This is a genomic window from Glaciecola siphonariae, from assembly GCF_042652645.1.
Classification (GTDB): domain Bacteria; phylum Pseudomonadota; class Gammaproteobacteria; order Enterobacterales; family Alteromonadaceae; genus Glaciecola; species Glaciecola siphonariae.
Genome location: NZ_JBHSGU010000029.1, coordinates 284,721 through 308,476, shown reverse-complemented (window position 1 = coordinate 308,476; position 23,756 = coordinate 284,721). Strand labels below are relative to the sequence as shown.

General features: G+C 44.2%; 18 protein-coding genes, 1 tRNA gene and 1 rRNA gene. 8 read left to right on the top strand and 12 right to left on the bottom strand.

The window, feature by feature from the left end:
- Window positions 1–213: 213 nt before the first annotated feature.
- Window positions 214–329: ribosomal RNA gene (gene rrf / locus ACFO4O_RS18100) — 5S ribosomal RNA — on the top strand.
- A 209-nt stretch (window positions 330–538) separates the two neighbouring features.
- Window positions 539–2,326: a GGDEF domain-containing protein gene (locus ACFO4O_RS18095; protein WP_382411119.1), complete on the top strand. Its 1,788-nt coding sequence runs from the start codon at window positions 539–541 to the stop codon at window positions 2,324–2,326.
- 129 nt (window positions 2,327–2,455) lie between these two features.
- Here the strand turns inward: ACFO4O_RS18095 and ACFO4O_RS18090 are convergent, their stop codons facing one another.
- From ACFO4O_RS18090 to ACFO4O_RS18070, 5 genes are all read right to left on the bottom strand, one after another.
- Entirely contained in the window at window positions 2,456–4,069 is a 1,614-nt protein-coding gene (locus ACFO4O_RS18090) for a glycerol-3-phosphate dehydrogenase/oxidase (protein WP_382411117.1), read from the bottom strand.
- 35 nt (window positions 4,070–4,104) lie between these two features.
- Complete coding sequence (locus ACFO4O_RS18085; protein WP_382411115.1) at window positions 4,105–5,670, bottom strand: sodium:solute symporter; 1,566 nt, start codon at window positions 5,668–5,670, stop codon at window positions 4,105–4,107.
- A gap of 171 nt (window positions 5,671–5,841) precedes the next feature.
- The gene (locus tag ACFO4O_RS18080) at window positions 5,842–7,449 is read right to left on the bottom strand and encodes an alpha-glucosidase family protein (protein WP_382411113.1); all 1,608 of its coding nucleotides are present in this window, start codon (window positions 7,447–7,449) and stop codon (window positions 5,842–5,844) included.
- Between the two features lie 95 nt (window positions 7,450–7,544).
- Window positions 7,545–8,600 (bottom strand): LacI family DNA-binding transcriptional regulator, encoded by a 1,056-nt coding sequence (locus ACFO4O_RS18075; protein WP_382411111.1) that lies wholly within the window; start codon window positions 8,598–8,600, stop codon window positions 7,545–7,547.
- A gap of 261 nt (window positions 8,601–8,861) precedes the next feature.
- The gene (locus ACFO4O_RS18070) at window positions 8,862–9,065 is read right to left on the bottom strand and encodes a hypothetical protein (RefSeq protein ID WP_382411109.1); all 204 of its coding nucleotides are present in this window, start codon (window positions 9,063–9,065) and stop codon (window positions 8,862–8,864) included.
- Between the two features lie 179 nt (window positions 9,066–9,244).
- Between ACFO4O_RS18070 and ACFO4O_RS18065 the strand changes: the two genes are divergently transcribed.
- Window positions 9,245–10,090: a DUF2797 domain-containing protein gene (locus tag ACFO4O_RS18065; RefSeq protein ID WP_382411107.1), complete on the top strand. Its 846-nt coding sequence runs from the start codon at window positions 9,245–9,247 to the stop codon at window positions 10,088–10,090.
- Window positions 10,091–10,147: 57 nt separating this feature from the next.
- Here ACFO4O_RS18065 and ACFO4O_RS18060 read toward each other — a convergent pair.
- A tRNA-Leu gene (locus ACFO4O_RS18060) sits at window positions 10,148–10,234 on the bottom strand.
- A 182-nt stretch (window positions 10,235–10,416) separates the two neighbouring features.
- Between ACFO4O_RS18060 and ACFO4O_RS18055 the strand changes: the two genes are divergently transcribed.
- Window positions 10,417–10,914 carry an RDD family protein gene (locus ACFO4O_RS18055; protein ID WP_382411105.1) on the top strand — a complete coding sequence of 166 codons (498 nt, stop codon included), beginning with the start codon at window positions 10,417–10,419 and terminating at the stop codon, window positions 10,912–10,914.
- A gap of 131 nt (window positions 10,915–11,045) precedes the next feature.
- On the opposite strand, the gene lptG is transcribed toward ACFO4O_RS18055, so the two are convergent.
- Together lptG and lptF are read right to left on the bottom strand one after the other, a co-directional pair.
- Window positions 11,046–12,110, bottom strand: a complete 1,065-nt coding sequence (gene lptG / locus ACFO4O_RS18050; protein WP_382411103.1) for an LPS export ABC transporter permease LptG — start codon at window positions 12,108–12,110, stop codon at window positions 11,046–11,048.
- Complete coding sequence (gene lptF / locus ACFO4O_RS18045) at window positions 12,103–13,206, bottom strand: LPS export ABC transporter permease LptF (RefSeq protein WP_382411101.1); 1,104 nt, start codon at window positions 13,204–13,206, stop codon at window positions 12,103–12,105. The genes lptG and lptF overlap by 8 nt, the downstream gene beginning before the upstream one ends.
- 233 nt (window positions 13,207–13,439) lie before the next feature.
- Here lptF and pepA point away from each other — a divergent pair, with 233 nt between their 5' ends.
- The 3 genes from pepA to ACFO4O_RS18030 are packed head-to-tail and all read left to right on the top strand — an operon-like array spanning window position 13,440 to window position 18,224.
- Window positions 13,440–14,945, top strand: a complete 1,506-nt coding sequence (pepA, locus tag ACFO4O_RS18040; protein ID WP_382411099.1) for a leucyl aminopeptidase — start codon at window positions 13,440–13,442, stop codon at window positions 14,943–14,945.
- Window positions 14,946–14,956: 11 nt separating this feature from the next.
- Entirely contained in the window at window positions 14,957–15,403 is a 447-nt protein-coding gene (locus ACFO4O_RS18035; RefSeq protein WP_382411097.1) for a DNA polymerase III subunit chi, read from the top strand.
- 49 nt (window positions 15,404–15,452) lie between these two features.
- The gene (locus ACFO4O_RS18030; RefSeq protein WP_382411095.1) at window positions 15,453–18,224 is read left to right on the top strand and encodes a valine--tRNA ligase; all 2,772 of its coding nucleotides are present in this window, start codon (window positions 15,453–15,455) and stop codon (window positions 18,222–18,224) included.
- Window positions 18,225–18,315: 91 nt separating this feature from the next.
- Here ACFO4O_RS18030 and ACFO4O_RS18025 read toward each other — a convergent pair whose 3' ends face one another.
- From ACFO4O_RS18025 to ACFO4O_RS18015, 3 genes are all read right to left on the bottom strand, one after another.
- The gene (locus ACFO4O_RS18025; RefSeq protein WP_382411093.1) at window positions 18,316–20,088 is read right to left on the bottom strand and encodes an amidohydrolase; all 1,773 of its coding nucleotides are present in this window, start codon (window positions 20,086–20,088) and stop codon (window positions 18,316–18,318) included.
- A gap of 81 nt (window positions 20,089–20,169) precedes the next feature.
- Window positions 20,170–20,574 (bottom strand): ribonuclease E inhibitor RraB, encoded by a 405-nt coding sequence (gene rraB, locus ACFO4O_RS18020; protein WP_382411091.1) that lies wholly within the window; start codon window positions 20,572–20,574, stop codon window positions 20,170–20,172.
- Between the two features lie 95 nt (window positions 20,575–20,669).
- The gene (locus tag ACFO4O_RS18015; RefSeq protein WP_382411089.1) at window positions 20,670–21,392 is read right to left on the bottom strand and encodes a 1-acylglycerol-3-phosphate O-acyltransferase; all 723 of its coding nucleotides are present in this window, start codon (window positions 21,390–21,392) and stop codon (window positions 20,670–20,672) included.
- Window positions 21,393–21,571: 179 nt separating this feature from the next.
- On the opposite strand from ACFO4O_RS18015, the gene ACFO4O_RS18010 reads away from it, so the two are divergent.
- Window positions 21,572–22,687, top strand: coding sequence for an HD domain-containing phosphohydrolase (locus ACFO4O_RS18010; protein ID WP_382411087.1), 1,116 nt, complete (start codon window positions 21,572–21,574; stop codon window positions 22,685–22,687).
- On the opposite strand, the gene ACFO4O_RS18005 is transcribed toward ACFO4O_RS18010, so the two are convergent.
- Window positions 22,684–23,676: a D-2-hydroxyacid dehydrogenase gene (locus tag ACFO4O_RS18005; protein WP_382411085.1), complete on the bottom strand. Its 993-nt coding sequence runs from the start codon at window positions 23,674–23,676 to the stop codon at window positions 22,684–22,686. The genes ACFO4O_RS18010 and ACFO4O_RS18005 overlap by 4 nt on opposite strands.
- Window positions 23,677–23,756 lie beyond the last annotated feature (80 nt).

Genomic DNA, 23,756 nt, shown 5'->3' with positions numbered 1-23,756 from the left:
TAAAATCGACTGGCAAATAACCTGCTCGCTAAAGACGCGCAAGTATGAGTATGTAGGAGGTAGGCAAGGGTTGTAGGTGACAAGTTAAGACAATCATATATAGACAGATTGAGTAGCGACTCTACGTTAAAGAAAAAGCAATTATCAGCATTCCAACATTGTTAACCATTATTGAGAAGTATTGAGCTTTGCTTGATAGTTCAACAGTTAATGTCTGGCGACAATAGCGATACGGTACCACCTGACTCCATCCCGAACTCAGAAGTGAAACGTATTAGCGGCGATGGTAGTGTGGGGTTTCCCCATGTGAGAGTAGCACATCGCCAGACTCCTATTCGAAGAAAGCCCTAGTCACAAGACTAGGGCTTTTTTTATGCATCCTCTTTGGAAGTCATTTGTTATTTCTTATTACAAGATATTAACAACAATTCATGGAATTGTGTTGTTAAGGCTATCGTAAATCAATAAACTAGCACACATCCCGAAGTTGAATCACTCTTTGTCATTCGGGCGGTGAATAAAAGAGTAAGGGTTAAATTTGAACTTACCGTATAGCAAAAATATTACTATTGCGTCATTCCTCATCTTACTTTTACAAGTTGATGCGCATGCCGGTTCAGATATAGACGACTTTCTGAGCGAATTGAAAACTGTGACCTATGATTGTCCGAATCCAGTCCATTTGCCAAAACTTGACGAAATACTAGATTCAAATGACTTATCTACCACCGAACGTTTTAGACTACTGGTCAATAAAACTCACTTCCAAAACTGCAACGGTCAGTTTGATCAAGCACAGGCCACCTTAAAAGACATTATTAACCATCCACAAGCAGATGAGAGTAGCGAGTATTTTGCCTCTGCCACCTATCAGTTAGGGTTTACTTACGACGTTCAGGAAAATAATGAGCGTTGTGTCCACTATGCGAAAGCCTATTCTCTATCAAGAGATAAATTTGAAGATATTGAAATGAGTTCAGCCTTAGGGCTTATTACAAATTGTAAAGATAGTGGTTATAGCAACGATAGTGAGCGTATTGCCGCATATTTTGCGTTAATCGAACAGTATGCATCGTCTGAAAATAAACGCGCCCTTGCGCATATTCACAACAGTGTGGGTTTATTTTTTGGCAAACGCGAACAGCATGTACTCGCCGCAGAGCAATACTTAAAAGCGCACGAGATGGGCAAAGATGTGTATACAGGTAGTAACCGACTGTCGATATTAATTAGTGCAATCACGTCGCTGTTTGGCAGCGGTCAGTTCGAGCGCGCTTATCAAGCCATAGAAGAGTTTGGGGAAATAAATCAAGACGTTGGTACGCCACTAACTAACTTTTGGTACCACTATGTTAAAGCTGGTTACTACTATCGTGTGAATGATATAGACAGTCTCGAAACGACACTTCCATTGCTTAAGTCGTCATTGGATAAAATTAATGGAAAGTTTTATCAAAGCCTATACAACTGGTATAGCGCTGTACCTTGTTTGGAGCGCAAAAACTTAGTGTGCTTACAAAATTTTGTTGACGCTGAGAGTAAAATTGATCAAGCCAGTAAACAATATGATACCTACGATTATTATAAGTTTTTAGTAAGGGCTTATTTTGCACTGGGTGATTTAGATGCTGCCAGCGAAGCCTATGAAAAAAGCCTTAAGAAGTTAGATCAGATTAAGCAGAATCATGATGGATTTTCGAAGATTATGAGTGTGGCTAATTTGTATGGCAAAATTTATGTGCTTGAAAACGAGATTGTTGCTGCAGAGAGGCGTAAAGCTAGACTATTGATTGGTGCGGTAATCGTCGTATTTCTGGGTGTGATAGCACTAGCGATCATTTTGCGTAAGCGCCACATTGCTAGGATGTCGTTAGATCCCAGTACTCAGTTGCTAAACAGTAAAACAGCCGTCACTGAGATTTTAAAAGTTATGCCACCGAGTAAAGGCAAAATAAATGCATTAGCGATTTTTGACCTAGGTAATTTCAGGGAAGTGAATCGTCAAATTGGCTCTACTAAAGGCGACTATGTTCTTCAAAAAATCGCGAGTACCTTGTCAAAAGTTACACGAAGCAACGATATTTTAGGCCGCTTTGCGCCAGAACAGTTTATTCTTTGCTTAACCGACATTGAAGAAGACTCTGCAAAGTCATTTTTTGAAAGGGTGCAGCAAGCACTAGAGGCAACCTTCATAGACGCGCAGCACGGTGTTGATATCAGCATACGTTCGAGTATGAGTATTTATATTACTGGCGAAAAATTTAACGATTTAAATCGAATTTTAGACGACATGTTGCTGTCATTAAGCATTAAATCTGGAAAGTAAAAGCACGGATTTGGAAAGCAAGGATTTGGCGTGTGAGACTGCTCGTTGAGTAAAAGCTTATGCGAGCCGTTATGAACGCTATTTAGCGTTGTGCTCGCAATGCCTTAAGGTAGTCATGTGCCAGCGCGTCTAAGCGCTCTCTCTAGCCTTTTTTATATATTCGTTGCGTTTCTCGTCTGCCTCATCACCAAACAATATCTCACAAGCCTCAATGATCCCCGGTGTAGAGATAATATCTTCCTTGCGAAGCACCATTTCAATTTTTGAACGTCTGCGCAAGAAATCCTCAAGCTTTGTAATCATCTCGCGTCGGGCGGCGTAGTGAAGTTCAGCTCTCAGATATTCAGCATTTTTCATCAACTGTCCTGCCTGACTTGGGTCACGCTGTATTTCATCCAATATTTGAAGCGCGTGAATGTCATAACGTCGCCATAGACGTGTAGTAAGTTTCTCTGATGAATACTCTGGGGTCATTGCATCTAAATTTAATAATTTTGCACGATACTCAAATTCTGCTTTTATTTGCGCGGAGGACTCTCCATACCAAATCTTATCTCGCTCTGGCAGGGCGATCCCCATATTTTCGATGAGTTCGCATACTTCTTCACCCACATTAATACAATCGGTTAATTTGCCTCCGAATATACTCATGTATTGCTTGTCTTGGTCTACATCAATAGCATGCTTTCTAGATAGTTGAACCCAATCTGCTTCGCCTTTACCACCCTTAACAGCGAGTGGTCTAACACCACATCGTTCGGAAATGATGTCTGCCCTTGTCAGTGGTTTTTCTAAGTCAAGCAAGGCATTTACATTGTCTAGAATAAAAGTACGGTCTGCTTCGGTGACTGTTGTTGCGGGGTTTTCAACTTGGTCATCGGTTGTGCCGATACACGTTTTTTGACCCATAGGTATAACGAAAAACAAACGCCCATCTGATGCAAAAAAGGCGAGCACCTTGTCAACGCTTGTGAGCTTATTGACGATCAGGTGAACACCCTTGGAGAATAGATGATTATGTTCTGTTTTCTGATGATTTTGCTCGTTGAAAAGATCAACCATAGGTCCGCAGGCATTAATGACCGCTTTAGACTTAATCGAAAAGGTTTTTGCGCTGATAACATCGCATGCCTCTGTAGTCCAGAAGCCCTGCTCGCGTTTGGTTGCAGTTGCGCCAACATAGTTGGCAACAACTGCGCCGTTATCCATCGCACTTCTTACAAAATTAAAGACAAAGCGTGCATCGTTGTCATATAAAAATGCGTCGGAGTATTCAAACCCGCCCTGCGCATTGCTGACATCAATTACACTTTCCGTATTCTTAATTTCCTTCGCAGTCAAAAACGTCGGCTTTTGAGTAAAAAACCTTCCCATTAGCCAATACAGGACGGTACCTATATACACAAACCAAGCTGGAAATCGAAAACCTTTTTGTAGAGTGGTTAAGAAGCGAATCTCTTTCACTGTGGAAGGATAGCTTCTCATTAAATGGTTACGACTTTTGCATAGTTTATTGACCAATAGATATTCGTGATTTTCTAGGTACTTGATGCCACCCCAAGCTAAATTTGATGAGTTAGACGAGGTATGACCCGCAAAGTCGCCTTTATCAATTAGTGCAACTTTTGCACCTTTTCGCTTTAGCGCTGCCGCAGCGACAGCGCCGTTGATACCCGAACCAACGACTAAAACATCGAACTCTTGCTCGCTCAGTTTTTGTATGTTGGTTTGTCTTAACAGCATAATATCCTCATCAATAGTTGGTCAGTAATGGTGGGCTACCAAAAAGTAACTAATACCCAAAGCATAGAAATCACGAGCAATACTGCATGCACACGATAATCAGCAAAAATGCTGGTGCCCGATTTTTCCGCAATCAAGGATTTGTCAAACACCAGTGCAGAAACGTCTTGTTTTAGGTCTTGTGGGCCAAATTTTGACACGGCGACAAAAATCGCTGTGCAAACAGCAAACATCACGCCAACGCCTACAGAGAAATGCATGTCTAATAGGCCACTTTGGCGAGCTAAAAACATCGCAATACCTAACACAAATCCTAGAATCAATGTCCAAAATGCGGCTGTTGGTGTGGCTGTTCTGTAAAATACGCCGACTAAAAATAAAACTGCAACCGGGGGAACAATGATGGCAAACATTTGCTGTAGATAGGTCCATAACCCACCAAAGTTGGCGATTTGAGGAGCCCAAAGAGCGGCAATAAGCATAATAACGATGGTGCAGATTCGCCCAATTTTAGCAACTTCACGGTCGCTTATGCCGGGTCTTCGTGGTTTCACAAAATCCACTACCACCAAGGTAGAGGCAGAGTTAAGAGTAGAGTCGACAGTTGACATGATGGCAGACACAAGACCTGCTAAAACGATACCTACAACGCCAACAGGCAACACTTCAGCAACTAAGGTTGGAAACACCATATCGCCATTCTCTATGTTCGGAAGAATGCTGATAGCCATTGCGCCAGGCAACACCATAATAAATAGCGGAAGGATTTTTAGGAAACCACCTAGCATCGCTCCCCAGCGCGCATGTTGAACGTTCTTTGCTGCCAAGACGCGTTGAGTGACGTATTGATTGGTTACCCAATACCAGAATCCAAGTAATGGAACGCCAACAAGTGTGCCAAGCCATGGGAGCGTAGGATCGTCCATCGGGCGAACGACAGATAAATGGTTGTCGGGCACTGAGGAGGTTAGCATTGACCACGAAAAGTCTAGTCGGTCAAAGAGCATATATGTCAGTATGCTACAACCAACCACGAGAATAATCGCCTGAAGAGTATCGGTGTAGGCAACTGCTTTAAGACCGCCAAATGCGGTATAAAAGCCTGCAACTAAGGCCAAACCGATTGCGGTATAAGTGAGCGATAACTCTGGAAAGAATACCTGCAGTACGATTGCGCCTGCGTATAGTCCACCCGCCATATCGACCAGTACACTGGTCACAATCGTCACAGACGAAAAGATTTTTCGAGAGCGCACGTCATACCGCATCTCTAAATACTCAGGCACCGTGGTAATTTGAGCGCGCAAATAAATGGGAATAAAAACCGCTGCCATAATGATTAGCGGCACGCCAGCGAGCCATTCGTAATTAGAGCTTGCTATACCGGTGGTGTAGGCGGCTCCAGTTAATCCTATTAAGGTTGTGCTCGAAATATTTGAAGCAAACAGGGAAGCGCCAATGACACCCCAAGTTAAGGTTCGACCGCCTAAAAACAGGTCTTCACCGGTTTTAGTTTTTAGCCCTACCCAAACCCCAATAGCTAATACAACCAAAAAGTAGGCTGCAATGATATACAAGTCAATATTGTGAATTGTGCCCATGTACGTGCTCCGTGCGGATGTTATACACCCTTCTTGTTTTTGTTGTGTTTGTTAAGTAAACGCTCTATTTAGCGGCGCTTTCGTTGCTAATTAATCATAACTGAATACACCACCGATGTGATGAAGGCTTAATGATTTTGTTAACTTAATTTTTACTTAATTTCACGCATCTTAATCAACCGTAGCAAACAATACTTGGTAAGCCGGTAAGTGAAGGCTGTGCCCTTCTAAAGAAAATTCGAATCCTGCGGGATTTTGCGCGGCAACATTTGCAAACGGAAGCTCAACATCTTGAGCGGAAGCACTTAAATTGATGACTACCAACATTTGCTGTTCTTCTGTGGTTCTCAGCCATGCCAATACGCCAGGTAAATCTAGTAACGTAAACTCACCTATCTTCAGTGAGGGTTGTTGATTACGCCATGTGATAAGTTGGCGCGTTTTGTTGAGTACGCTTGTTTGAGAAGCTTCCTGAGAAGCGACCGACATTAACTGCTGTGTGTTATCCACGGGTAACCAGGGTTTAGCATCTGAAAACCCAGCGTACTGAGCGGAAGTATCCCAAACCATTGGCGTTCTGCAGCCATCTCGGCCTTTATATTCAGGCCAGAAGGGCTTTCCGTAAGGGTCCTGAATGTCTTCAAATGCTACGTCTCCCTCGGGCAGACCGAGTTCTTCACCCTGATACAGGCACACACTTCCTTTAAGACTTAACAGTAAAGCCATAGCTGCCAAAGGAAAGTCTGGGTGACTTTGCGACGGACCCCAGCGGCTTACAACGCGTTTCACGTCGTGATTACATAATGCCCAACATGCCCACCCATCTTTTAGGGTTAAATTAAATTCTTCTGCTACCGCTTCTATCGCCTCTTTGCTGCAGTCTTCCCCCAATAAATCGAAGGTATATGCCATGTGCATGCGATTATCGCCCGTGGTGTACTCGGCCATTATGTCTAAGGAATGTTCACCATTTATCTCGCCCATCGTCGTAGTATTGGGATACTGATCCATTAGCTGGCGCATCTTTTCGATAAAGGCGATGTTCTCAGCCTGCGTGATAGAGTGAATATGCTGTTGTCTTGAATAAGGGTTTGAATCGGTAACCCCTACTGTGCTGCGCTCACCCTCCGGAAAAATGGGATTGTCTCGCAGGTCTTTGTCATGAAAGTAAAAGTTAGCAACATCGAGTCTGAAGCCGTCGACACCCAAATCTAACCAAAACTTTAAGTTATTAAGTTGAGCTGCTTGCACTTCTGGGTTGTGAAAGTTTAAATCTGGCTGATTAGTCAAAAAGTTGTGAAAATAATACTGGCCACGTGACTCATCGAAGGTCCAAGCGCTGCCGCCAAAAAATGACAGCCAATTATTCGGCTCTGAACCATCTTCTTTCGGGTCAGCCCATACAAACCAATCTGCCTTTGCGTTAGTTTTATCTTTTCTGCTTTCGCTAAACCAAGGATGTTCAATTGAGCAATGGCTGATAACTTGGTCTATGATTACCTTAATATTAAGACTATGGGCCTTTTCCAGTAGTTCTTTAAAATCTACTAGATTGCCAAACAGTGGATCAACAGCGCAGTAATCAGAAATGTCATAACCAAAATCATGCATAGGTGATTTAAAAAAGGGCGATATCCAAATTGCGTCGACACCCAGAGAAGCAATATATTCTAGCTTTTGGGTGATACCCGGTAAGTCTCCTACACCGTTGTTACTTGTGTCTTTAAAACTACGCGGATAGATTTGATATATGACTGCGCCTTTCCACCAATCTGACATGTTACACCTACTGCTACTAATCTTGGATGCCAGATTTTACTCAAAAACAGTGCAGGTGAAATCTAAAAGACGACTTAATTTAACTTAATATTTACTTAATTTGGATTTGGACAACTATCGCGAATAACAAGAGGTGCGTGTAGAGTCAGGTTTTCCTCTTCTCTGTCGCCTAAGAATATTTCGGCAGCAGCGCGTCCTTTTTCAAGACTTGGTTGCTCGATAGTCGTTACCGACGGAGTGGATGTCCGTGCCTCGTCGATACCGTCATAGCCAGTAATCATGACATCATTCGGCACTTTTAGCCCTAAGTCGTGCGCCGCCTGAATAGCGCTAAGCGCAATCCTGTCGCTCATGCACAACAAGACATTTGGGCGAGGTGTTTGCTGTAATACATACTTAGCGGTTTCGTAGGCTAAAAAATGCGTGTTGTCGGGAATATTCCAGATGTGCGACTTAGATATGACCTTATTACTCGCTAAAGCAGCCTCCTGAAACCCGAGTAGGCGTTGAACCATAATATTGTTTGCCGGATCGTACAGGGTAAGATTTTCAAGATTTGCTGTTCGGTTTTCTTGTGCCATACGAAGACCCAATATCACCGTGTGTTCTGGATGATGCGAAAAGGCAAATTCCGCACACTCTCTCGCGGCTTTTTGATTATTAATATTAATTGAGACCGCATTTTCCAAAGTAAAGTCGATAGCAATAATGGCTTTTCGGTGATAAATCAATTCGCGTAATCGGTCTTGCGATGGTGGGCCATAAATAATGAAGCCTTCAACGAATGACTCTAAACCACTTAAACTCTTTAATTCACGTCGGGATGGCACGACTAATATATTGTATTCAGGCTTTTCGAATACTTGCGAAATTCCTTGTAGCACCATGTTGGCGACGGGGTCTGAAAAGCTATAGCTTAATTGATGAGAAAGCATTACCCCGATAACTTTAGTCTTACCAGTGCGAAGTTGTCGCGATTCGGCATGTGGTCCTGCATACCCCATTTCTTTGCAAGATTGCAGAATTTCTTCACGTAATTCTTGAGATAACTGAGAGGGGCGATTAAATGCGTTAGATACCGTTGCCGTAGACACACCGATTTTAAGCGCTACCTCTTTTAAGGTGAGTCTTTTTGCTCTTCGAATAGACATAAAATCGCCTTCGCTCCTTGTGTGCGTTTCGCTGTTTCGGTACGTTTCGCTCTATCCAATATCATAGTGTAAATTTGCTTAGGTGCAAAACTAATAGAGTGCTTAAGCGATAAATGATTCTGTGGAAGGTTTGCAAAGAAATTCGTAAAAAAGGCCATAACGTGCGGCAAAAGAACACTTCATGTCCGCGGGACATCGTTCGAGAAAAGTAGATAACAATCTTATGGTTGCCAAGTAGCTAGTGAGCAAAGCTGAGTGGCTTTAGTGCTTTTGCTGTTTATTGATTTGATGGGGCATTATATTATTCAAGCTCTTACCCAAAAAACTGCTGTGTGTAATGTCCAGCAGTTCTTCTACCTCAAGCAAAAGCTGCCTAGTTTTTTCATCACCTAGTTGTTCGCAGTGGTCGGCTAACTCGCTTACCTCTGCCTTTAATTTAGCTAACTTATTATCAATAAATTTCATTAAGACCTCGCACGCACAAACTAGCCGTATTTGCTTACATTTGTAATCAGAAATTCATGTTGATTGATTCGTAAATCTTCGATAAAAGTTGATGGTGATCGCAGCGAGGCGATGGCTATTGGCACTTGCATCCTGTTTTTGCTGCTTAGTTCTGGCATACTAAAAGGCAACAATGTCAGATGAGAAACTTTGTGTATCACGGAACAGTAAATAAAATGAAAGTTGGCGTAGACGCCAATAATAAAGTGGAGTATCAGCTTCCGATAGGCGATGAGTTAGTGAATATGAACGCACTAATAGGTACGTCGATTGAAGTTGAGTTTAGCAATGTTATTCAATGTGTTCATTGTGAGCGAGTGACTAAAAAGAGTTTTAATCAGGGCTATTGCTATCCGTGCTTAATGCGCTTAGCACAGTGCGACACGTGCATTATTAAGCCAGAGCTTTGCCATTATCATGCCGGCACTTGCCGTGAACCGGAATGGGGCGAGACCCATTGCCTGCAGCCTCACTTTGTTTATTTGGCCAATACAGGTGCTGCAAAAGTGGGTATCACTCGACACGCAAGTGATGGTGTGTCGTCCCGATGGATAGACCAAGGCGCATCCCAAGCGCTCGCCATTTTCAGAGTGGGGGAGCGCAAGCTCAGTGGTTTAGTAGAAACGACGCTCGCAAAACACATTGCTGACAAAACAAACTGGCGAACAATGCTAAAAGGAAATATTACGGCTATTGATTTACAGGAAAAACGTGATGAGCTACTTGAACTAGCAAAGCCCGAACTAGATGCGCTTACGCAAGAATACGGCCTGCAAGCAATATCACCGTTAGATATTGAGCCGGTTGATATTGAGTATCCCGTTCTGCAATATCCCCAAAAGATTAAGTCTATTAATCTTGATAAAGAGCTAGGGTTTTCGGGTGTTTTAAACGGAATAAAAGGGCAGTATTTGCTACTAGATAGTGACCGAGTAATAAATATCCGCAAATACTCAGGATATCAGCTATCACTGGCTAGCATTTAGGCCAGTAAGGTCGATCAAAAAAGGCCTCGAGATGTAAAATTTCGAGGCCTTAGAATTTGGTACCAGAGGCCGGACTTGAACCGGCACAGTATTACTACCGGCGGATTTTGAATCCGCTGCGTCTACCAATTTCGCCACTCTGGCAGTGTTAAAATCGCTTCTTTCGAAGTGTTGTGCATTATAGCCATCTCCATGTGTGTATCAAGTCTTATTTACACATCTTCGATGCGTTTGCTCAGTCCCTAAGCATTTCACGCTTTTTACCTTATAAAATAGTGATACACTTTGCCCATATCAAGTTTTGATTGGTGAGTGATTACCTTAGTATGGAATCTAATATTTCTCAGCGCGCAGGGTTTTTTCGTCGCCTTGCGGCCATGGTTTACGATAGCCTGATTGCAGTGGCAATCGGCATGCTATCTGCCCTTGTTTTCATTGCATTGTTAACAGTTGCCCTTGAAACACAGCTTTTATCAAAACAAGGCTATGAGCATGTAAGTGATTTAATGCAAAACAATGCCTTTTATAAGCTAAGCGTTCAGGTGTGGGTATTGATGTGGGTTTGTACTTTCTTTTTATGGTTTTGGAAGCACGGCGGTCAAACCTTAGGTATGCGGGCTTGGCGAATTCGTATTTATAACTTAAATCCGTCTGAGCCAGTTGGCTATAAACGTTTAATTATCCGCTTGGTCAGTTCATTGCTGGGTCTAGGAACGCTTTTGGTTTTGCTCGATTTCAAGAACAAGCTTGCGCTTCAAGACCGGCTCACTAATACCGAAGTGTTATTTTTAAGCGCTGAAGAGAATCATCATCGGGCTTGGTAGTGCGAGTGACTATCAAAGCAACTTCCGAAATAGGCAGCGCAAACAGGTAGTACAAAGCGAAAATAAAAACCATTAAGCGAGACGATTATTGTTACTCAAGGTGATGATTGTCCTTATCATCGTTATTAACGTCATCGGCGTTTAAGTAAATAAACAGCCAAGGTCGCAAACACAGCACTTGGCAAGAGCGCGCCAATCGCTGGTGCTAGCTGAAACACCAAGCTAACTTGGCCAAACATTTCGTTGCTGATGAAGAAGCCAAATCCTGCTAACACGCCCATAATGGTGCGCGCACCCATAGTAACGCTTCGTAATGGCCCAAATATAAAAGACATGGCTAACAGCAGCATTACCGCCACCGAGACGGGCTGTAACATTTTACGCCACAACGCGAGTTCATAACGTGCCGCCTCTTGTCCATTGTTTTCTAAATATCCTACATAGTCTACTAAACCTCGAATAGACAGTGCCTCTGGCTTAATTGCAACAATGCCGAGCTTATCGGGCGTCAGAGAACTGTCCCATTTAAACGTATCGAGTTGTGTGCTGGTAATTCGCTGTTCGGTGAAAAAGGATTGATTGACCTTTGACAAGGTCCAGTTATCGCCATTAAAGTCGGCAAAATCGGCTCGCATTATTTCAACCAAATTGAGCTCATCGTCAAATTTAAACACCTCAATGTCTTGAAGACTATTTTGGTCGATAACGTTAGATATGCTTACAAAGTCATTACCATCTTTCGCCCACGTAATGGAGCCCGATGAAAGCAAGCTTCCACCCGAAAGTGCTTGCGCTCGAAGCTCCTTTGCTCTGCTCTCGCTTTGCGGTGTAACAAATTCACCAATGGCCATCATGGCAATAATAACGATTACCACCGACTTCATCGCTGATACCGTAATGTTAGTGCGACTCAAGCCCGATGCTTGCATGACCACCAATTCACTGCTCTGCGCTAAAAGCCCCATTCCGATGAGGCCACCTAGCAAAGTGGCCATTGGTAAGAACAACTCCACTTCTCGCGGTAGGCTTAAAAAAACATAAAGCGCGGCAACCGTCATATCATAGTCGCCTTGACCAACGCGTCGTAATTGTTCTACAAATTTGATGAGTGCGCTTAGCCCTACAAGCACCGAAAGGGTGACTGCGATGGTGCTAAGAAGCGTGCGAGCAATGTAGAGATCGAGGATTTTAAACATTCTTCTGCCTCAAAAACATTTGACGAATAATAGCGCCGGTTTTTCTATCTCTTGCAATCAGCCCAATTCCCACCATTAGCATCACTACATGAACCCACCAAAGTCCTAAAAAGCTCGGTAAATTGCCATCTTCCATGATGCGCCTAGAGGCGAGCAGGAGTAAAAAATATCCCAAATACAGCAACAGCGCCGGGAACATTTTTCCAAACCTACCCTGGCGAGGGTCTACTGCACTCATGGGCACTGCTATAAGCACTAGAAATGGTAAAGAGAGCGGAATGGCGATGCGCCACTGAAATTCTGCGGATGCTTCAATGCCTTCCATGTTCCAGAGTTCAGAGGTTGAAACAGCCGCGAGCTTGCGACCCTCGCGCTCGCGATCAGGCGGTGTAATGGTCACAGAATATTCATCAAAATTAACTATTTGATAGTCATTAGATTGCTTTGTACCGTCGTATTGATTGCCATTGTTTAATATTAGGATTTGCTCACCAAAAGCACTTTCCTGAATGCGGCCCTGCTGAGCATAAATGAGATGAATTTCATCATCTTCTTTGGCCCGTTGAGACAAAAAGACCTTTCGCAATGAATCTGTTTGACTGTCTGTGTCGTGTACAAATATGACCGCTTTACTGTCACCAGTTTGCTGAAAACGGCCCGGCACTACCGCGGCAATCCCTGAAGATGCGGCGGCCTCTTCTTTGAGCTGATATTCTTTTTCAAGCGCAAGCGGGGTTAAGTATAAGGTTACTGTTGCGGTGATAATTGCGATAAACAAAGAAAATATTAAGGTAACTCGGGTAACGTACCACTCACTTACGCCGCAAGCCTTCAGCACGGTCATTTCGCTCTCAACGTACATTCTGCCGTGCGCAAGCATAACGCCTAAAAACAGACTTATGGGCAGCACTAAAGACGCTAAAACTGGACTATAAAGCGTGATGAAGCCTAAAACTAAGTCGGCGGGGACGTTTCCGTCGGTAGCGTCGTCTAAAACGCGCACAAATCTCAAGGTAATGAAGATTGACATTAAGATGAAAAAAACGGCAATTTGAGATTTGAATGTTTCTCGCAGGAGATATCTAAAAATAAGCATTTGGGCCAGATTCTTTTTATACTAAATTGTCGTTTTTGATGAAAGCGTAGCGATATTTCAGTAAACTCTGTGTTTATTGCAGTTTTGTATATTTGCTAATCGCTCGTTGTTGAAGTGTAGCACATAAGAATCGCTTGCTCATAGGCAAACAAAACTAAATTTACAATCATATATCCAGCTACGCGAAGCGCTATGGCTCGCATTATCTGCGGCAGCTGTTTGAGGGGGTTATTATGGAGTTTGGCGTAAAAAGCGGCAGTCCAGAAAAGCAAAGAAGTGCGTGCATCGTTGTAGGTGTATTTGAACCGAGACGTTTAACGCCTGTTGCAGAACAACTTGATGAAGTGAGTGAAGGCTATATTAGCAATTTAATTCGCCGCGGAGACTTAGAAGGTAAAGCCGGACAGATGCTTCTCCTGCATCATGTTCCAAATGTGCTTAGCGAGCGAGTCTTACTTGTTGGATGCGGTAAAGAGCGTGAACTCAACGAGCGTCAGTATAAGCAAATTATGGCAAAGACTATCCAAACCCTTAACGAAACTGGGTCAATGGAAGCGGTTAACTTTCTTACCGAACTGCATGTTAAAGGCCGAGACACCTATTGGAAAGTGCGCCAAGCAGTTGAGGCTGCTAACGATACCCTCTATACCTTTTTGCAGCTTAAAACAAAAAAAGGCGAGCCACGCCGTCCACTGAGAAAAATGGTTTTCAACGTTCCCACCCGTCGTGAGCTGACCCTCGGCGAACGTGCCATTGAGCACGCACAAGCTATAAGCGCAGGTGTTAAAGTCACTAAAGATGTTGCAAATATGCCGCCTAATATTTGTAACCCTAAGTATTTGAATGAACAGGCCGCACAATTGGTTGAGCAATACCCGTCACTGAGTTTAGAGACGGTAGACGAAGCAAAAATGGCTGAGCTGGGCATGAATTCTTATCTGGCGGTAGGGCGAGGCTCGGTAAACGAATCAATTATGAGCATCATAAAGCATGCTGGTGGTCCGTCGGACCAAGCGCCGGTAGTGCTTGTGGGCAAAGGGCTTACATTTGACTCTGGTGGTATTTCGATTAAACCTAGCGAAGCAATGGACGAGATGAAATACGATATGGGCGGAGCTGCCGGGGTGCTTGGCACCATGCATGCGGTTGCTGCGCTTAATCTGCCCATTAATATTATCGGCGTCTTGGCAGGTTGCGAAAACATGCCTGATGCAAATGCATACCGCCCGGGAGATATTTTAACCACCATGTCGGGGCAAACGGTTGAGGTACTTAACACGGATGCTGAGGGACGTTTAGTTCTGTGCGATGCTTTGACCTATGTTGAGAGATTTGAACCTGACACAGTAATAGATGTGGCTACCTTAACCGGTGCATGTGTTATCGCCTTAGGAAAGCATGCAACTGCGGTTTTCAGTGCACATAACCCTCTGGCCCATGAAATTGTAAACGCATCTGAACAAAGCTCTGATAAAGCATGGCGCCTGCCATTGTGGGATGAGTATCAAGATCAAATAGAAAGCCCGTTTGCCGATATGAGCAATCTGGGAGGGAGACCTGCAGGTGCCATTACCGCTGCCTGCTTTTTGTCGCGGTTCACAAAGAAATATAATTGGGCACATTTAGATATTGCGGGCACAGCCTGGGTTGGAGGAGCAAGAAAAGGCTCAACAGGGCGACCGGTTCCAATGCTTACTCAGTATTTGATGAACAAAGCTAATATATCAACTGACGAATAGAGCGCGCTTCAATGCAGGTAACCTTTTACGAACTCGCGCAAGGGGCGCAGCCAGACTCAGACACTTTGATCCAGAAGGTAGTGGAACTTGTTTCTCACCACTACCAAAAAAGACAGTATTTGTCGGTGGTGTGCACAAACAAAGCGCAAGCAGAAGAGCTTGACGAATTTATCTGGCAACAGCCTGCAGATAAATTTATTGCTCACAACCTGCAGGGTGAAGGGCCGGTAAATGGTTCGCCCGTAGAGATTTCATGGTTAGACAATATAGGCAAACAGCCGATTCGAAATAAAAAACTTGTGATTAATATGTCGCATGAGTATTTGTCGCAGTTTGCCGCTTATCAGCACCTCATTGATTTTGTGCCAAGCGACGAATCGCTTAAAAAAGCGGCCAGAGAACGCTACAAAGAATATAAATCAGCTGGTTGTCATATGGCATTTATCAACGCTAACTAATTTAAACGCGATGCATCGCATCGGTTATTTTTAAAAGAGACACCCATTAATGGAAAAAACATTTAATCCAAGTCAAATTGAACAAGCTTGCTATCAACATTGGGAAGCCAAAGGCATGTTTGCCCCGAGTGGTCATGGAGAGCCTTACTGCATCCTACTTCCGCCCCCGAACGTGACGGGCAGTTTGCACATGGGGCATGCGTTTCAGCACACGATCATGGATGCTTTGGTGCGTTACCATAGAATGAAGGGTGACAACACTTTATGGCAGTGCGGAACCGACCATGCGGGCATTGCTACTCAAATGGTTGTGGAGCGGCAACTCAACGCAAAGGGACAAACTCGCCATGACCTGGGCCGAGACAAGTTTGTTGAGCGAATCTGGGATTGGAAAGAAGAGTCTGGCGGTAATATCACCCAACAGATGAGACGCCTTGGCGCCTCTGCCGATTGGTCTCGCGAAGTGTTTACGATGGATGATAATCTGTCGGCAGCTGTACAAGAGGTTTTCATCCAATTATATGATGAAGGTTTGATTTATCGCGGTAAACGGCTGGTGAATTGGGACCCTGTGCTGCTAACGGCTGTGTCTGAGCTTGAAGTGATGAGCGAAGAGGAAGACGGTCATATGTGGCACATGCGCTATCCACTTAGCAACAGCGATGAGTCGCTCATTGTCGCCACCACTAGACCTGAAACCATGCTCGGTGATAGCGCAGTTGCGGTGCATCCTGATGATGAGCGTTATAAACACATGGTAGGCAAAACCATAACGCTTCCACTCACAGGACGTCAGATTCCTATTATTGCCGATGACTACGTTGACATGGAGTTTGGCACAGGTTGCGTGAAAATCACCCCAGCTCATGATTTCAATGACTACGAAATGGGTAAACGCCATAACCTGCCCTTAATCAATATATTCACCGATGATGCAAAAATTAACGAACAAGCGCCCGACGCGTATCAAGGCCTCGACCGTTTTGAAGCGCGTGAGCGAATTGTTGCAGATTTAACAGACCAGTCTTTATTGGTCGATATTAAGCCCCATAAGCTTAAAGTGCCGCGCGGCGATAGAACCGGCGTGGTTATCGAACCTTATCTTACCGACCAGTGGTATGTGGCAGTGGAATCTTTGGCCAAGCCTGCAATAGAGGCGGTTGAATCGGGCGAGATCAAGTTTGTGCCAGAAAACTGGAACAAAACATATTATCAGTGGATGAATAATATTCAGGATTGGTGTATCTCCCGCCAACTTTGGTGGGGACACAGAATTCCCGCATGGTTTGATGAAAACGGCAAAATTTATGTAGGTAAGTCAGAAGCGGATGTACGCGCGAAATATGACCTTGCCGATGAGCTTGTCTTAAATCAAGACGAGGATGTGCTCGATACGTGGTTCTCGTCAGCGTTGTGGCCATTTGCGACGATGGGCTGGCCTAACGATACAGAGGAGCTGCGCACATTTGTGCCGAGCTCAGTACTGGTAACGGGTTTCGACATTATCTTTTTCTGGGTAGCCCGAATGATAATGATGACTAAAAAATTCACAGGCACAATCCCGTTCAAAGAAATTTATATCACCGGTCTTATTCGAGATGAAAATGGCGATAAAATGTCAAAGTCGAAAGGGAACGTATTAGACCCAATCGACTTGATTGATGGCATTGAGCTTGATGCGCTTATCGAAAAACGCACAACCGGCATGATGCAGCCACAGCTGGCTGAAAAAATTATCAAACAAACAAAAGCTGAGTTTCCCAAAGGTATTGATGCATACGGAACCGATGCGCTGCGCTTCACGTTTGCCGCGATGGCCTCAACTAGCCGTGATATTAATTTTGATATGAGTCGTGTTGAAGGCTATCGAAATTTCTGCAATAAGATATGGAACGCCACTCGCTTTGTCTTAATGAATACAGAAGAGTTTGATACCGGAAACACCGGGGGCGAAAAAGTGCTAAGCCCCTTTGATAAATGGATTTGGTCACGTTTTGAGCGCACCGTCACGCAATTTGAGCAGCATTTAGGCGAATATCGCTTTGACATGGCGGCACAGACGCTTTATGAATTTACATGGAATCAATTTTGCGACTGGTATCTAGAACTTAGTAAATCAATTTTAAATAGCGAAAATGCGAGCGAGGCAGAAAAACGCGGTACCCGCCACACGCTGATTAATGTACTTGAGCAACTCATGCGAGTCCTGCACCCAATCATGCCTTTTATAAGCGATGAGATCTGGCAGAAAATTAAGCCTTTCAGTGTTAATCACACTGATGCTGCAAGTATCATGGTAGATGAGTTTCCACATTTTGAGACAAGCCTAATCGACCCATCAGCGGAAGATAACATCGAATGGGTAAAAGCGTTTGTTATGGGCATCCGCAATATTCGCGGTGAGATGGATATCGCCCCATCAAAACGGCTTCCCGTGTTGTTGCAAAATCTTAACGATGCCGATGTTACTCGCCTTGCGCAAACCAAAGAGTATCTGTTGATGTTAGCTAAGCTAGACAGCATCGAGGTGTTAGCCGATGGTGAAAAGGCGCCTGCGTCAGCCACTGCCTTAGTGGGCGAGATGGAAATACTCATCCCGATGGCAGGCCTGATTGACAAGACGGCCGAACTTGCGCGTTTGCAAAAAACGCAAGAACGCTTAGAAAAAGACGTGGCGAGAACCCAAGGCAAGCTCAATAATCAAAACTTTGTAGGCAAAGCACCTGAAGCTGTTATCAATAAAGAGAAGGCTAAGCTTGCAGACGCGCAAATGCAGTTGTCAAAGATAAAAGACCAAAAGCTCGCTATTGAAAATATGTAGCTTAGCTCGTGTTTAACGCATAGGCACACCGCAAGAAAGCATACATAGCTGACGTGTACAAAAGGCTCAAAAAATCCATTTTGAGCCTTTTTTAATTGGGCGCGGAATAAACCGTTTTTCCCTCTTTAATAGTGCTTAGCACTTTATGATCCAAAAGTTCTGTGGAGGGCATCTCAAGAGGGTTTTTATCGACTATCACCAAATCTGCATACTTGCCGGCTTCAATGCTGCCTTTTGTAGCATCCTCAGACAACTGATAAGCAGCGCTGCTGGTGATTGCTCTAATCGCTTGCTCGATGTCAACACGCTCGTCTGCCCCGAGGACTTGTTCACTGCGGGTAAGTCGATTCACCATCGAATATAAAATCATTTGTGAATTCGGTAGAGTGACCGGAGCATCATTGTGCGAGGTAATGGTTAAGCCTTTGGTGAGAGCGCTCTTTGCCGGTGAGATATGAGCCGCTCGATTTTCGCCCAATACCGAATCTCTGTGCCAATCTCCCCAATAAAACGCATGAACTGACATAAATGAAGGGATCATGTTTACGCGAGCCATTCGGTCGAGTTGATCCTCACGAGCGGTTTGTGCGTGAATTGCAACCGGTTTCATAGAAGAATCCGGAAACATCTCGTGTGCTTGTTCAATAGCATCTAAAAACTGGTCAATAGCTGCATCACCATTAACATGTGCAAGCACTTGCCAGTCATTTTCATAGCTTAGCTGAATGTATTTGTTAATAACTTCGGTGTCGAGTTGTGGGTAGCCCGCATAATCTTCACTCTGGCCCTCAAGGGGCTTATGATAGGGCTTGGACAGCCATGCGGTTTTTACTTGAGGCGAGCCGTCTAACGATAGTTTAATGCCGGCAATCCTTGCGTGATTGGCGTAATTTGGGCTATGCAAAGCCATGATGTCATCGATGAATACCGAATCGTCATTAATTAAGGTGGGATCAGGGAAAACACCCACGTCGATATCCAGTGCTCCTGCTTTGGCAGCTCCCATGACAGCCTGTACATCAGACAACTGGGCCCGTCCCTCTTGTGCGGTGGTAAAACCGGCTGCAAAGTAAGCTTTCTGTGATGCAGCAATTGCCTGCTGTACGAGTTCAGAATTCACCTTAGCAAAGGCCTGATTGGCGATGCCAAAAAACGCAAGCTCCTCAACAACGCCACTTAGTTCGCCGTTGGCGTTGCGTCTAAATTTGCCTCCCTCTGGATCAGTAACATCATTTGAAATGCCTAAAACTTCTAGAGCCTTTGAGTTTACCGCGCCAAGGTGTGAGGATTGATGGACTGCAAGCACCGGCACGTCGGTCGATACTTTATCTAGGTCTGTTCGTGTTGGATGCCGGCCCTCTTCAAGTTGGGCATCGTCGTAGCCCATTCCAATAATCCAGCCAAGCTCTTTTGTCATGTCACTATCGGCTTTTGCTTTGAGTTTGTCGATGATTTGTTCGACACTGCTTACATCGTTATCGGGAGGTGGTAAAAGGTTCGCGGCAAGGGCCATCATGCCAGTTTGCAAGAAGTGTCCGTGAGCGTCAATAAACCCAGGTAAAACGGTGCGCCCATCAAGGTCTTCAACTTCGCTATTAGCGCCAATGAAGTTTCGAACGTCATCGTTACTTCCAATAAATAAAATCTTACCATTACTGATGGCGAGCGCTTGAGCTTGCGTGTTGTTGGCATCTAGGCTTAACACATTGGCATTCATTAGCACCCGATCAGCAATGGGAGCTTTAGAATCTTTAGACGTTTCGGCATGCCTCTCGGAACACCCTGCCATCAGCACGACTAATGCACACATGCTGGCTAAAAAGCTATGTTTTATAGTTACACCAGAATTTTTCATGATATTCATAAATATTGGACCTTTCTTACTCATTGCGATATTGGCTTTGTTTAATTCAAAGCTGATTGCATTTTTACCTTTCTCTTGAAATCAGTCTTCGTCTAAATCGTACTCGCCATCGTCATCGTTGTATTCAATGGCGTCGTCGCCCACATAGTAGGTTCCCCAACCGTCATAATGCACCTGATGTTTATCGGCGAGCGCCACTAGGGTTTGCGTGTCTTTATTAAATGCGGTCAGGTCTAACTTCTTTTCTATTACCGCGTCGAAACAAAACACCGTGCCGCCGTCATCAAGCATTAGCTCCTCAGCGTCAGTGACTTCAAAACCAGCTTTAAATACGTCTACGGCTGCTTTTTCAAGAATATCAAAGTCTTTACTGGCAAAGTGATGTTCAATTGTATGCGGCTGGCTGATATCACTGCCGTCATCTTTAAGCGCTTGGATGGTTTCTTCATTAAACTCGTACCATGCCTGTAGTTCTTCATTATTCATGTTTGGTCCTTATACCGCGTTGTTGGCATTTATCGTTAGTAATCAACAAACCCGAACGATTGTATGTCATGACAGTTTATAACAAGGGCCCACAATCAGGCTTTGCTGAGTAGGGCTGCCTCTTCATTCAACTGCTCGAATTTCTGTTTAATGATATTTTCAAACCGCAGCGCTGTTTGTTTAGCAGGCAGCTCTCTGTCGATTTCCATCGGGTCCATCACCTCGATGACAACAGTGCCATTGTTCCAGCGATTAAAACGAATTGAGTGGTGATTATCGCTACAGCAGACGGGAACGACCTTTAATTTTGTATCTAAGGCTAGTCTAAAAGCGCCTGTTTTGAAAGGCAGAATACCCTTGCCTCGACTGCGCGTTCCCTCCGGAAACATCCAAATAGACAGGCCTCGCTTGCGCGCTTTTCGCCCTGCTAAAGAAAGCGTATTGCGTGCTTTTCCGGAGTCTTTTCGGTCAATCATGATATTGCCCGATAGCCAATAAATTAAGCCAAAAATTGGTATCCACTTTAGGCTTTTTTTACCGATGGTCACCACTCCGGGAAGAGCGGCTTTGCTGATGCTTAATAAATCCCAAGTATTTTGGTGATTAGCGATGAAGATGTACGATTCGTCTGATTTAATCTTGTCAGATACTCTTAACTCTAGCTTTACGCCGAGTATTTTGGCCATGCTACTGTACACATTGCCGGCTAAATGCACGTTGTTTCGATGCATAGGTCTAAGCAAAAATGCAATGATTAAGAAGGCGTTGATCAAAATAAAATAAAAAAATAAAACAATAGCTCGTAAGAGGCCTAGCACATGAAGTTCCCACTGTTTAGCTTACCCGCGATTATACGCAGTTTTTATCTTGAGCACAGCGCCAGCACGAATTTAATTCCTATCAAAATATGCTAAATGAGTGAACACAATCGCTTAGGTAATTGTGCTGTGTGCCGATAATCTCCTATAGAAATTCAATCGATTATTGGCGCATCTACATGGCACTATTTATACCTGAAGAACTTGAGTCTGACATTCTGCATGACCTCAGCGAAGAAATTCAAGAGCTCTACGAGGCCAGCGAGCAGACACTTATTGAACTCGAGTTGACGCCTAACGACAATGAACTTCAGCGTTCGCTTTTTCGCTCTGTGCACACCATAAAAGGTGACCTTGGCTTAGTAGGGTTTATGCCTATGATTGAGGTGCTTCAATACCTTGAGGATATTCTTGATCTGTTACGAAAAGGCGAAGCGACCTATACAAGTGTTTTAAGCGACCTCGTGCTTAAGCTGATGGACCGTGTCACTCGCTTTGTTAGCGATTGTATTAACGATGGCCGGGCGAATTACGACAAAGAGGCGCTAGATGCGACTATTGACGTAATCAAACTAATCAACGCTGAGAATTCTACTCAGCATGAGCAATTGCTCCAACGAGCAATTAACTGCCTAACGAATCAACAAGACAATGTTGACAGCGCGCCGCGCATTGAGTTGGCAAAAACAGGTATTCCAAAAGACCTTTCGCCAGATAAGATGGCAGATTTGCTGTTTTTCAGAGAACTCATGCGACCAATCGAAAAGCGCACGGGTTACAAGGAAGGGCGAGGAGACCGTCTTGCTATTCTAGCGTTCTATATAAATAGTTTAAGTGACGAGCCTTTGCCAGAAGAGCAGTTGGCGGTAGCGTGTTATGTGCATGATTTTGGCATGGCGTTTATGCCAAATCACGTTGTGATGAAAGGTGAAGAGCTAACAAAATTAGAGTCAAATTTGCTGCGTTCGCACGTTTACAAGAGCACTCGTTTAATCGAGCATCTAAATACTTGGGATGAAGCGCGTAAAATTATCATGCAGCACCATGAAAATGTTGACGGAAGCGGCTATCCTCTTGGCATAACCGGCGACCAGATGTGCGCTGGCGCTAAATTGCTAGCCATTTTAGACCGCTACGATAATCTGACTAACACACCGCAAGCGGATGGCAAGTGCCTTACATCTAAAGAAGCCATAATTGCCTTAAACCAGCAGCATAAAGGGCAGTTAAGCGGTAACTGGCTGCGCCTGTTTAATCAGGGTATGACGCAGTTGCTTAAACAGGAAAGCGCCTAGTAGCCCTTCACGAAGTCATGTTGGTGCAAAAGAGGAGCATCTGTTACAAACCGTTGTAAGTTGTCTTTAAACACAGAAAACACTTTTTTTGGGTCTGATACGGCGGCAGTATGATTGGTGAGATAGCAATTGTTTAGCTGGTAAAACGGATGATTGGCAGTGAGCGGCTCTTGCGTAAAAACATCTAGCACGGCTGCTTTTATTTTTTTTTCCTTTAGAGTATTAAAAAGTGTCTCGTCGCTTTTGACAACCGACCCACGGCCTGCGTTAATGAACACCGCATCTGCCTTCATCGCTGCGAAAAAGTCTTCATCGCACACCCCGATAGTCTGCTCTGTTTCAGGCAAAAGATTCACGATGACGTCGCAATGAGTTGCAAATGACGTTCGTTGCTCAAGAGTAAAATAATCAACCTCGTCCAAAACTTTGTTTTGTGACGTAATAGCCGAGACGGTCATACCAAATTCATGAGCCATTTTTGCAACTTCTATACCGATGCTCCCCATGCCCATTATGCCAATTCGCTTCCCGGCAAGCGTGGGGATGGCGGGTTGTTGCCATAAGCGCTTACCCTGAAGTGACGTAAATTGCGCGATTTGGCGCGTAAAAAACAATATATAGGCAAAGACATACTCCCGCATTTGTTCGGCAAAGATGCCCTTGGTACCGGTTAACATGTAATCACGTTTTTTGTGATGCTGGAGTTTATTATTGCCTGCCCACGTGGATTGCAGCCACTTTAATTTTGAAAGCTTATCCAAATTATCACTACCAATATCTGGTTCGCTTAGGACTATTGACGCTTCGTTAAGAGCATTTACGTACGCTTGAGTATCGTGTGTATGTGTATTGCCTTCTGCGGTGTTATTTTCATAACACATCGCAGGGCCAGCATATATTAACTGAACGGTGTCAAAGTCATTTTCAATAGACGCGAATAAATCTCGATAAAGAAAAAAGTCTCTGCTGATGATGGCCAGTTTGTGCAAGGCAATTTCCTTTAATTATTCAGTTTAAGCGGTGGAGAAATCAATATCGATGCCGATATAAATTATTCAACAAAGACTGA